This is a genomic window from Sphingopyxis sp., from assembly GCF_035250425.1.
Lineage (GTDB): Bacteria > Pseudomonadota > Alphaproteobacteria > Sphingomonadales > Sphingomonadaceae > Sphingopyxis.
Genome location: NZ_DATFFD010000227.1, coordinates 1 through 10,805 on the forward strand (window position 1 = coordinate 1; position 10,805 = coordinate 10,805).

Genomic DNA, 10,805 nt, shown 5'->3' on the forward strand with positions numbered 1-10,805 from the left:
TGTATGTCGCGGCGAAGGCCGACGGGCTCGTGATCGTCGATGTGACGCGGCCCGCGGCGCCGGTCGTGTGGCCGGGGTTGACCTTTGGCGGCGCGCTTAATGATGCCGAGGACGTCATCGTCGCGTCGACAAATGCATCGCTGTTCGGCTATGTCGCCGACGGACGGAACGGCATCAAGGTGCTCCAGCTGACCAGTCCCGACAATCCGGGGCTCTATGGCTTCTCGCCCAAACCGACTCCCGAGCTGATCGCCTGGGCCAAGACGCCGTCGCCCGCACTCGCGCTGTCGAAGGGTCTTGATCGCGACCGCGCGGTCGACGAGACGGGCGGGCAGATGGCGGTGTTCGGCCGCGTCGGCTCGCGCCCGTTCACGCGGCCCGAGATGGAGAAGCTGTTCCTGAACAGCAAGGGGATGGTCTATAAGGTCAGCGACGAGGTCGACCAGAATGCCTGGCGGCCACCACTCCTCTACGCAAACTAAAGCCTACTGCCGCTCGGCCTGCACCACCGTGTCGGACGCGCGCAGCGCCGACAGGATGCGCATCACATGCTGGACGTCGCGCACCTCGACGACGACGTCATAGGTATGGAAACCGCCCTCACGGTTCGACAGGCGCAAATTGGTGATGTTCGCCATATTGGCGGCGAGGATGCCCGACATTTCGGCGAGCGTGCCGGGCTCGTTCAAGATGACGATGCACAGCCGCGCATTGCCGCCCTCACTGTCTTCCTGCCAGCGGAGATCGATCCAATCGGCGTCGATCCCGTCGGCAAGCTTCGGGCAGTCGATGACATGCACCTCGATCCCTTCGCCGGGCCGCGACAGGCCGACGATGCGGTCGCCGGGAACCGGGTGGCAGCAGTCGGCGAGCTGATAGGCGACGCCGGGGGTCAGCCCGGCGATCGACACCGCCGCGCCCTGCACGAGCTTGCCCGGCTTGGTCTTCATCTCGGCGGTGATGCCGGGGACGAGCGCCTCGAGCAGCGCATTGTCGGTAATCCGCTGCTTGGCGATCGCAACGTAAAGCGCGGTGTCGTCGTCGAGCTTCAGCCGCTCGCGCGCCGCGATCCGCGCCTTGTCGCCGACCTTGTTCGGAAGGCGCAGCGCGATCTCGTCGTACATCTTGCGGCCGAGCGCCGCGAGTTCGACCTTTTCCTTCGACCGCACATGGCGGCGGATCGCCGCGCGCGCCTTGCCGGTGACCGCGAAACCGAGCCAAGCGGGCTGCGGCGTCTGCTTGTCGGACGAGAGGATTTCGACCGTATCGCCATTGCTCAGCTGGGTGCGCAGCGGCACCAGCCGCCCGTTGACCTTGGCGCCGACGGTGCGGTCGCCGAGCCCGGTGTGAACGGCATAGGCGAAATCGACCGGGGTCGCGCCCTTCGGCAACTGGTGCAGGCTGCCCTTCGGCGTGAAAGCGAAGATGCGGTCCTGGTACATCGCGATGCGCGTGTTTTCGAGGAATTCCTCGGGATCGTGCGTCTGCTCGAGGATTTCGATGAGGTCGCGGATCCACCCCGCCTGACCGTCGGGGGCGGTGCCGCCCTGCTTGTAGGCCCAGTGCGCGGCGAAGCCGAACTCCGACTGCTGGTGCATGCCCAGGCTGCGAAGCTGGATTTCGATCCGCATATTCTGCTGGTGCATGATCGTCGTGTGCAGCGACTTGTAGCCGTTGCGTTTCGGCGTCGAGATATAATCCTTGAACCGGCCGGGGACCATTTTCCACTTGCGGTGGAGAAGGCCGAGCGCGGCATAGCAATCGGCATCGGTCGGCGTGATGATCCGAAACGCGATGATGTCGGTCACTTGCTCGAAGCTGACGTGGCGTTCCTGCATCTTGCGCCAGATCGAATAGGGATGCTTTTCGCGCCCCGATACATCGGCCTCGATCCCGTTCTTGGCGAGCAGCTCCTTGAACTCGCGGCTGATTCCCGCGACCTTGTCCTTGCCGCCTGCGGTCAGCTTGGCGAGACGGCCGGTGATCGTCGCATAGGCTTCGGGCTCGAGCTCGCTGAACGCGAGCAGCTGCATCTCGCGCATATATTCGTACATGCCGATCCGCTCCGCCAGCGGCGCATAGATATCCATCGTCTCCTTGGCGATGCGGCGGCGCTTCTCGGGATTCTTGATGAAATGCAGCGTCCGCATATTGTGCAGCCGGTCGGCAAGCTTGACCAGCAGCACGCGGATATCGTCGGACATTGCGAGCAGGAATTTGCGCAGGTTCTCGGCGGCGCGTTCGTTTTCGGTCTGCGCCTCGATCTTGCTGAGCTTGGTGACGCCATCGACGAGCCGGCCGACGTCGCTGCCGAACAGGCGTTCGATCTCTTCCGGCGTCGTCAGCGTATCTTCGAGCGTGTCGTGGAGCAGTGCGGTGACGATCGTCTCGGCGTCGAGATGGAGGTCCGTCAAAATGCCCGCAACCTCGACCGGATGGCTGAAATAGGGATCGCCCGACGCGCGTTTCTGGCTGCCATGCTTCTGCACGGTAAACACATAGGCGCGATTGAGCAGCGCCTCGTCGACGTCGGGATCATAAGCGCGCACGCGCTCGACAAGTTCATATTGCCTCAGCATCGCGACCAATGTCGTTCATGCAGGTAATATTGCAATGCGAAATTTGCTTGCGCGGAACGGCCCGAGGTCAGCAACTTTGATAACGCCGGTTGGAAGCATCGTTCGCCGTCCAGAAAAAGGCTCAGAAAATCCGCCGCGTCTGCCCGCGAGGGGGAGAAGCGCGGCGGCTTCCAAGGCTTGTGGCCGGATTATTTCGCGGCGTTGCAGCGCGCGAGGTCGTCGGCTTCCAGCGGTTTGCCGCCTGCGGTGAAGCTCGTCACGGGGCCAGCTTTCCTGGCGAGCGCCGAGCACATGATCAGCGGACGGCTCGTTCCCTGGCCGGCGATACAGCTCGCATCCGTGCAAGCCCAGACGACGTCACGCGCAACGAAGCGTGCGCCGGGCGCCGGGCTGGCGAGTTCGGCGCGATAATAGGTGCCGCCCGCGGCGGTCGCGGCGGATGATGCGAAGGCGAGCCCGCCGACCAGCGCACCTGCAAGTGCGAAGGAGTGGGCATGGGGAGAAAACGTGAATATGGGCATTGGAACCTCCTGTTTTTGCGCAACCAAAAGGTTGCGAAACGCTACCTAGACTTTGAGTTGCGAAATGCAACGGAGGCTCTATATTTTTTTGACGCATATGCCGATTTTACGTTAGGGCTTGGGTCATGGGAAAATTACGCGAACTGCTGAACGACATGGATGGGGGCAATTGTGCCCTGCCGCTGGCGCTGGAAGCGATGGGTGAGCGATGGTCGTTCATGATCCTTCGCGCAGCCTTCAACGGCGTCCATCATTTCGAGGAGTTCCAGCAGGAACTGAACATCGCGCGCAACATCCTGTCGAACCGGCTGTCGCGGCTGGTCGACCATGGCATCATGGCGCGCGAAGTGATGGCCGAGGATCGGCGCAAGGTTCAGTATCAGTTGACCGAAAAGGGCATCGAACTGCTCCCCGCGATGATCGCGCTGCGCCAATGGGGTGAGAAATGGGGCGCGGGTGTGCCGTCGACCCCGGTGCTGGTCGATGCGCGCGACGAACAGCCGATCGGCCCCGTCACGCTCACCGCGCACGACGGCCGGGTGATCGGGTATAAGGAATTGCTGTGGAAGCATCGCGCGGAACTGCAGCCGCTTGGCCAGGCGCGCGTGCGCGGCGATGCCGGACTCGCGCCGGTAGCCGCCGAATGATCGGCTGCGCCGGTTTCCGATATCGCCCGCGCGGCGCCTGACCATCGCCATCGCACAGACTCCCATGCCGCTTTTCCGACTGTCCTCGCCGGGTCCCTTTTTCGATAACAAGGTCCGCGCCTTCTGGAACCTGCAGATATTGGGCTGGGCCGCATGGCTCGGCCTGCGCGGGGTGTCGGGGCTTGCCAATGGCCAGGCCTTCACCTTCCTCATCCCCCAGACGATTTCGGCGATCACGGGCTTTTCGCTGACGCTGATCCTGTCGGCCTGTTACCGCGCGCTGATCAATCGGCGGCCGCTTTTGATGTGGGGCGTCAGTTTCGGGCTTGCGGGGATTGCGACCGCGCTCTGGGCCTTCATCGACGCGTGGGTCGCGCAGATTCAGAATCCGGCGAGCGACGCGGGCTTCACCAGCCTGCTCCTCGGCGCGATGTATATCGACGCGACCTCGCTCGCGGCCTGGTCGGCGCTCTATTTCGCGATCAACTATTTCCTCCAGCTCGAGGAACAGAATGACCGCGTCATCCGGCTCGAGGCGCAGGCGGCGTCGGCGCAGCTCGCGATGCTGCGTTACCAGCTCAACCCGCATTTCCTGTTCAACACCCTCAACAGCATTTCGACCCTCGTGCTCCTGAAACAGGCCGAGCCCGCCAATGCGATGCTGTCGCGGCTGTCGGCGTTCCTGCGCTACACGCTCGCGAACGAGCCGACCGCGCAGGTGACGCTGGCGCAGGAGATCGAGACGCTGAAGCTGTACCTCGAAATCGAAAAAATGCGCTTCGAGGAGCGGCTGCGTCCGCATTTCGCGATCGATCCGGCGGTCGCGCGCGCGCGATTGCCTTCACTTTTGCTCCAGCCGCTCATCGAAAATGCGATCAAATATGCGGTGACGCCGCAGGAGGAGGGCGCCGATATCACGCTGTCCGCACAGTTGGCCGGTCAAAATGTTCGGATTACCGTGTCCGACACCGGCGCGGGATTGTCAGCCGACCGCACGGACCCCACCACGGGCGTTGCAACGGAATCGACTGGCGTGGGTTTAGCCAATATCAGGGACCGGTTGGCGCAGGCTTTTGGCGACCAGCACCGGTTCGACGTCCATGCGGGCGCTGAGGGCGGGTTCACGGTGGTAATCGAGTTTCCGTTTCAGCCCGATGGGCAAATGACGATTGGAACCGAAAGAACATGACGATCAGAACCATCCTGGTGGATGATGAAAAACTGGCCACCCAAGGCCTGCAACTGCGGCTCGAACCGCACACAGACGTCGAAATCGTCGACACCGCGCAAAATGGCCGCGAAGCCATCCGAAAGATCAAGACCCACAAGCCCGACCTGGTTTTCCTCGACATCCAGATGCCGGGTTTCGACGGCTTTTCGGTGATCCAGGGCTTGATGGAGGTCGAACCGCCGCTGGTGGTGTTCGTCACCGCCTATTCGGATCACGCCATCCGCGCGTTCGAGGCGCAGGCAGTCGATTATCTGGTCAAGCCGGTCGAGCCCGAACGGCTGGCCGATGCGCTCGACCGCGTCCGCCAGCGCCTCGCCGAAAAGCGCGGCGTCGCCGAGGTCGAGCGCCTCAAGACCGTGCTCGCCGAAGTCGCGCCCGAAGCGGTCGAGGACTATGACGCGGAGGCCCAGCCCGATACGCACGCCGCCGATCGCTATGAAAAGATGATCAACATCAAGGATCGCGGCCAGATATTCCGCGTCGACGTCGACAGCATCGAACGCATCGACGCCGCGGGCGACTATATGTGCATCTATACCGCCGACAACAGCCTGATCCTGCGCGAAACGATGAAGGATCTGGAAAAGCGGCTCGACCCGCGCAATTTCCAGCGCGTGCATCGCTCGACGATCGTGAATTTGTCGCAGGTGAAGCAGGTCAAGCCGCATACCAACGGCGAATGCTTCCTCGTGCTCGGATCGGGTGCGCAGGTGAAGGTCAGCCGCAGCTATCGCGACGTCGTCGCGCGGTTCGTGCACTAAATCGGTTCGCACGAAGACACAAAGCCACAAAGATTCCCCCAAACTCCGTTAGCCCTGAGCCTGTCGAAGGGCCGTGCTTTCTTTCAGCGTCGAAGAAACGAACGGTGCTTCGACAAGCTCAGCACGAACGGGAATATGAGAAATTCTTCGTGGCTTTGTGTCTTCGTGCGGACCAAAATCGTCTAAAGCTGGTGCCCCGTCCTGTCCCGTTTCGTCGCGAGATATTGTTCGTTGTGCGGATTGGTCGGCAGCGCGAGCGGGATACGCTCGACGACTTCGACGCCCTCCTTCTCCAGCCGCGCGACCTTTTCCGGGTTGTTCGTCATCAGCCGGATGCGCGGGATGTTGAGCAGTTCGAGCATCCGCCCGGCAATCGCAAAATCGCGCGCCTCGACCGGAAAGCCTAGGCGCAGATTGGCATCGACCGTGTCATACCCCTGATCCTGCAGCGCATAGGCGCGCAGCTTGTTGACAAGCCCGATCCCGCGGCCTTCCTGCCGAAGGTAAAGCAGCACGCCCCACGGCGCATCGGCCATCGCGTGGAGTGCGGCGTGGAGCTGCGGCCCGCAATCGCATTTGAGGCTGCCGAGCACATCGCCGGTCAGGCATTCGCTGTGCAACCGCACGACCGGCGGATTGCCGTCGCGCTTGCCGATGACGAGCGCGACATGGTCCGACGCTTCTTCGGGACTACGGAAGGCGACGATCTCGGCGCTTTCGCTGGCCTCGACGGGCAGCCGCGCGCGCGCCGCCACTTCGAGTCGCGCGGGGGCGAGCAGCGCCGCGACATCGTCGACGGTGCAATGCGTCTCGGCCTCGCCCGCCGCTTCGCGCACGAAGAAGGCGGGGAGCAGCCCGGCGTGGCGTGCCATCGTCATCGCGGCCGCCGCAGCCGTTTCCGCGCCCGTCGCGCTCGTCCGGAACGGCCCTTTGAGCGGATTGGCGAGGTCGAGCGCGGGATCGGCGATCGCGAGCGCGGCAGCGACGGTATCGGCGGCATCGGCAAGCCGGACCGGCCCCGGCGTCGCGGCGACGCGCTGGTTGGTGAGCTTGAGGGTCACTGCGCGCTCGCCCGAAAGCAGCAGGTCGCGGCTGGCGAATTCGACGGCCGCCTCGTCGCGCGCGCTTTCGACCGCGAGCAGGTCGAGCGCACCGTCGGCGCCCTCGATGCGAAACGGCCAGCCGCGCCGCAGCGCATCGATGGCGCGCGCCGCCCGCCGGGCGCCGATATGGCTCAAAAATCGAACTCGGTGATCAGCGGAATATGGTCCGACGGCCGTTCCCAGCTGCGCGCTGGCTGGACGATGCGGTGCGACACCGCCTTGGGCATCAGGTCGGGTGTCACCCACATATGGTCGAGCCGGCGGCCGCGGTTCGATGCCTCCCAATCCTTCGCGCGATAGCTCCACCAGGTGTAGAGCCGCTCCGGCGCCGGGATGAAGTGGCGCCCGAGGTCGACCCAGTTCGACGCCGCTTGCAGCTTGCCAAGCGTTTCGACCTCGATCGGCGTGTGGCTGACGACGTCGAGCAGCGCCTTGTGGTTCCACACGTCGCTTTCGAGCGGCGCGACGTTGAAGTCGCCGGTCAGCACCGTCGGCGTCCCGTTCAGCGCGCCCGACCATTCGGTCATGCGGCCGAAGAAATCGAGTTTCTGGCCGAATTTGGGGTTGAGGGTGCGGTCGGGGATGTCGCCGCCCGCGGGGATATAGACATTGTCGAGCCGCACCCCCGACGGCAGCGTCACGCCGACATGGCGCGCCTCGCCGTTCGCTTGCCAGTCATATTTGCGCACGTCGGTCAGCGGCAGCTTGCTGACGATCGCGACGCCGTGGTGCATGCGCTGGCCGTGGGTGACGATATGTTCGTACCCCAGCCGCTTGAACATATCGGGCGGGAACAGCGTGCATTCGACCTTGGTCTCCTGCAGGCAGAGGATGTCGGGGGCTTCTTCGCGCAGGAATTTTTCGACGATGCCGATGCGGGCGCGGACGCTGTTGATGTTCCACGATGCGATGCTGGTGCGAGTCATGCGGTGGCTCTATCGGCGCGGGGCATTGTTCGCAATGCGATTGCGGCACCAGCCCGCTCCCCCACCAGCCTCCCAACAGCCTATCCTGAAATGGGAGGTCGGTGGGAGGGGGGTGGTGCCGCAAAGCCGCGTCAGCGGCAAAACAGCGCCGGACAAATTAAACCCCCGTCCCAGGGGCGGTGGAACGGGGGTTCAAGGTCAGCGTTCGTCACGCTCTTGAATGAAGGTGCCTGGCAGTCCGGGTGGGGCAACAGGGGGAAACCCAAATCCGGGAGCCGTGTTGGCGCCTTCGAGAGATGAAATAGCCGCTCTTCCCTGTCGCCAAGCTGAACAAAATACGCGCTCCGGCGCCATTCTGGCAGTTCGTCGATGCGTGACGTCCGTTGGTCCGGAAAAAATGGCGCCGGATCCGTTTTGCAGATTCGGCGCCATGATTTTGGAGGCGGCGGCCGACTTGTGTCAGCCGGCGCGGCCGCGCTGCTTCGGCCGCGGGTCCGTCCATTTGAACGCCGAGTCGGCGACCGCGACGTTGAATTTCTGGTTGCTGAGGTCGATCCGCGTCCGGTTGTTCTGCGAATCGAGCGCGACCCAGCCGCGCAGGCGCAGCCCCGCGGGCGCCGAGCCGTCGCGCACGAATACCATGGTGATCGTACCATATTCGGGGCGCTTCGGATCCTTGACCTCGACGCTCAGCACATCGCCGCTGCCGGTGGGCAGGATCTTGGCATATTTGGTCAGGTCGCGGTCGGGATCGAGCAGCGCGCCGAGCGGCGAATTCTTCACCGGCCAGCGCTGCACCTGCCTCACTTCATAGTCGATCATCGTCAGCGAACTGCCGTCGCCGACGATCAGCAAAGGCACGCCCTTTTGATACTGGAAGCGGATCTTGCCCGGGCGCTTCAAGGTCAGCTTGCCGTTCAGCCGCTGGCCGTTGCGGTCGGTCTGCACGAAATCGGCGGTCATCGAGCTGGTCGATTTCAGGTGCGATTGCACCGCCGACAGCGTGTTCGACGATTGGGCTATCGCAGGGACCCCAATCGCAAGGCTGGCAGCAGCCATCGGCGCGAGTGTCCATGCGGCAAGGCGGGTCATTCTGGTCTTCAAGGTCATTTGGCTCTCATTTTCCGATAACTCGGCCGATCCATCGCTGACGCGCGTTGAACCCGCCGTGAACCTTTCGTTGGACGCTGTTCAAGTCGTGAAGCCGGCGATGATTCCCTTATCGCTGCTGACCATATTGGTCGGCGAGCACGTCGCGGCGGCCTACGTGATTGGGCGGGCTGACCAGCCCTTCCTCCTCCATCCGCTCGATCAGGCGCGCCGCGCTGTTGTAGCCGATCCGCAATTGACGTTGTAGCCAGCTGGTCGACGCCTTCTGGCTTTCGACAACGATCTGGCAGGCCTTGGCGTACATGCGGTCTTCGGCGCTGTCGCCGCCTGCGGGCGCGCCTTCCATCGCGAAACCGCCGTCCTCGGGATCCTCGGTGACGCTCTCGATATAGTCGGGACGGCCCTGGCCCTTCCAGTGATCGGCGACCGCGCGGACTTCGTCGTCCGACACGAACGGGCCGTGGATACGCGTGATCTGCTTACCGCCGGGAACATAGAGCATATCGCCCTTGCCCAGCAGCTGTTCGGCGCCCGCCTCGCCCAAAATCGTGCGGCTGTCGATCTTCGAAGTGACGTTGAAGCTGATGCGCGTCGGTAGGTTCGCCTTGATGACGCCGGTGATGACGTCGACCGACGGGCGCTGGGTCGCGAGGATCAGGTGGATGCCCGCCGCGCGCGCTTTCTGGGCGAGCCGCTGGATCAGGAATTCGACCTCCTTGCCCGCGGTCATCATCAAATCGGCGAGCTCATCGACGACGACGACAATCTGCGGCAGCGGCGCATAGTCGAGCGTCTCTTCCTCATAGACCGGTTGGCCGGAGTCGGGATCGTAACCTGTCTGGACGCGGCGGCCGAGCGACTTGCCCTTGGCAAGCGCGCCGCGCACCTTGTCGTTGTACGACGACAGATTGCGCACCGACAGCGACGACATCATCCGGTAGCGATCCTCCATCTGCTCGACCGCCCATTTGAGCGCGCGGATCGCCTTCTTGGGCTCGGTCACCACGGGGGCAAGCAGGTGCGGGATGTCGTCATAGACGCTGAGTTCCAGCATCTTGGGATCGATCATGATCATCTTCACCTGATCGGGCCCAAGGCGATAGAGAAGCGACAGGATCATCGCGTTGAGCCCGACCGACTTACCCGAGCCCGTCGTACCCGCGATCAAGAGGTGCGGCATCGGCGCGAGGTCGGCGATCATCGGGTCGCCGCTGATATTCTTGCCGAGGATGATCGGCAGCGCGCCGGTCTGGTCCTGGAACAAGGCGCTGCCGATGATTTCGTGCAGTACCACCGATTCGCGGACCGCGTTGGGCAATTCGATACCGATCACGGTGCGGCCGGGGATCGGCGCGATGCGCGCCGAGAGCGCCGACATGTTGCGCGCGATATCGTCGGCGAGGTTCGACACGCGGCTCGCCTTGGTGCCGGGCGCAGGTTCGAGTTCGTACATCGTGACGACGGGGCCGGGGCGAACCGCGGTCACGACGCCCTTGACCTGGAAATCCTCGAGCACCGATTCGAGCAGGCGCGCATTGCGCTCCAGCCCCGCCTTGTCGATCTGTCCGGTCGGCCCCGGCGGCGGCGGCGCGAGCAGGTCGATCGACGGCAGCTGGTAGTTGGTGAACAGCTCGGTCTGCGGCTTCGGCTTGGGTTTCGAGGGCGCGCTGCGCTCGGCGGGATCGGCGATTTCGGGCGGCGCGCGGTCGCTCGGTTCGGCGACCGCACGCGGCCGCACGACACGGTCCGTCAGGTCCGGCGCCTTCGCGTCGTCGCTTGGCACCCGCGCGGGTTCGATGACGCGGCTGCTGCCTTCGGCCGCCGGCAGTTTGAAGCGCGACGCCCAGCCCTTTTCGAGCCGCAACGCGCGCCACGCGAGCCACAGCCCGAGCCCGACGAGCAGCAGGATCGTCGCAAAGCGGATCAG

The 10,805-nt window shown here is 64.0% G+C and carries 9 protein-coding genes and 1 pseudogene; 4 read left to right on the forward strand and 6 right to left on the reverse strand.

The window, feature by feature from the left end; all coding sequences use genetic code 11:
* Positions 1 to 482 (forward strand): annotated as a pseudogene (locus tag VJ811_RS13515) (hypothetical protein); the annotation flags it as partial.
* A 3-nt stretch (positions 483 to 485) separates the two neighbouring features.
* On the opposite strand, the gene VJ811_RS13520 reads toward VJ811_RS13515, so the two are convergent.
* Together VJ811_RS13520 and VJ811_RS13525 are read right to left on the reverse strand one after the other, a co-directional pair.
* The gene (locus VJ811_RS13520) at positions 486 to 2,579 is read right to left on the reverse strand and encodes a bifunctional (p)ppGpp synthetase/guanosine-3',5'-bis(diphosphate) 3'-pyrophosphohydrolase (protein WP_324073174.1); all 2,094 of its coding nucleotides are present in this window, start codon (positions 2,577 to 2,579) and stop codon (positions 486 to 488) included.
* Between the two features lie 188 nt (positions 2,580 to 2,767).
* Positions 2,768 to 3,100: a CC_3452 family protein gene (locus VJ811_RS13525; protein ID WP_324073176.1), complete on the reverse strand. Its 333-nt coding sequence runs from the start codon at positions 3,098 to 3,100 to the stop codon at positions 2,768 to 2,770.
* Between the two features lie 125 nt (positions 3,101 to 3,225).
* Here VJ811_RS13525 and VJ811_RS13530 point away from each other — a divergent pair, with 125 nt between their 5' ends.
* The 3 genes from VJ811_RS13530 (at position 3,226) to VJ811_RS13540 (ending at position 5,739) form a co-directional block, all read left to right on the forward strand.
* The gene (locus VJ811_RS13530; protein ID WP_324073178.1) at positions 3,226 to 3,747 is read left to right on the forward strand and encodes a helix-turn-helix domain-containing protein; all 522 of its coding nucleotides are present in this window, start codon (positions 3,226 to 3,228) and stop codon (positions 3,745 to 3,747) included.
* Between the two features lie 64 nt (positions 3,748 to 3,811).
* Entirely contained in the window at positions 3,812 to 4,936 is a 1,125-nt protein-coding gene (locus VJ811_RS13535; protein WP_324073180.1) for a sensor histidine kinase, read from the forward strand.
* Positions 4,933 to 5,739 carry a LytTR family DNA-binding domain-containing protein gene (locus VJ811_RS13540; protein WP_324073183.1) on the forward strand — a complete coding sequence of 269 codons (807 nt, stop codon included), beginning with the start codon at positions 4,933 to 4,935 and terminating at the stop codon, positions 5,737 to 5,739. Before VJ811_RS13535 ends, VJ811_RS13540 begins: the two co-directional genes overlap by 4 nt.
* Positions 5,740 to 5,921: 182 nt before the next feature.
* Here the strand turns inward: VJ811_RS13540 and ribA are convergent, their stop codons facing one another.
* From ribA to VJ811_RS13560, 4 genes are all read right to left on the reverse strand, one after another.
* A complete protein-coding gene (gene ribA, locus VJ811_RS13545; protein ID WP_324073191.1) occupies positions 5,922 to 6,968 on the reverse strand; it encodes a GTP cyclohydrolase II in 1,047 nt (348 codons plus the stop codon).
* Between the two features lie 5 nt (positions 6,969 to 6,973).
* A complete protein-coding gene (locus tag VJ811_RS13550; RefSeq protein WP_324073186.1) occupies positions 6,974 to 7,768 on the reverse strand; it encodes an exodeoxyribonuclease III in 795 nt (264 codons plus the stop codon).
* A 459-nt stretch (positions 7,769 to 8,227) separates the two neighbouring features.
* Complete coding sequence (locus VJ811_RS13555; protein ID WP_324073193.1) at positions 8,228 to 8,860, reverse strand: outer membrane lipoprotein carrier protein LolA; 633 nt, start codon at positions 8,858 to 8,860, stop codon at positions 8,228 to 8,230.
* A 127-nt stretch (positions 8,861 to 8,987) separates the two neighbouring features.
* Positions 8,988 to 10,805: DNA translocase FtsK (locus VJ811_RS13560; RefSeq protein WP_324073188.1), on the reverse strand; the 1,818-nt coding region annotated here is incomplete at its 5' end.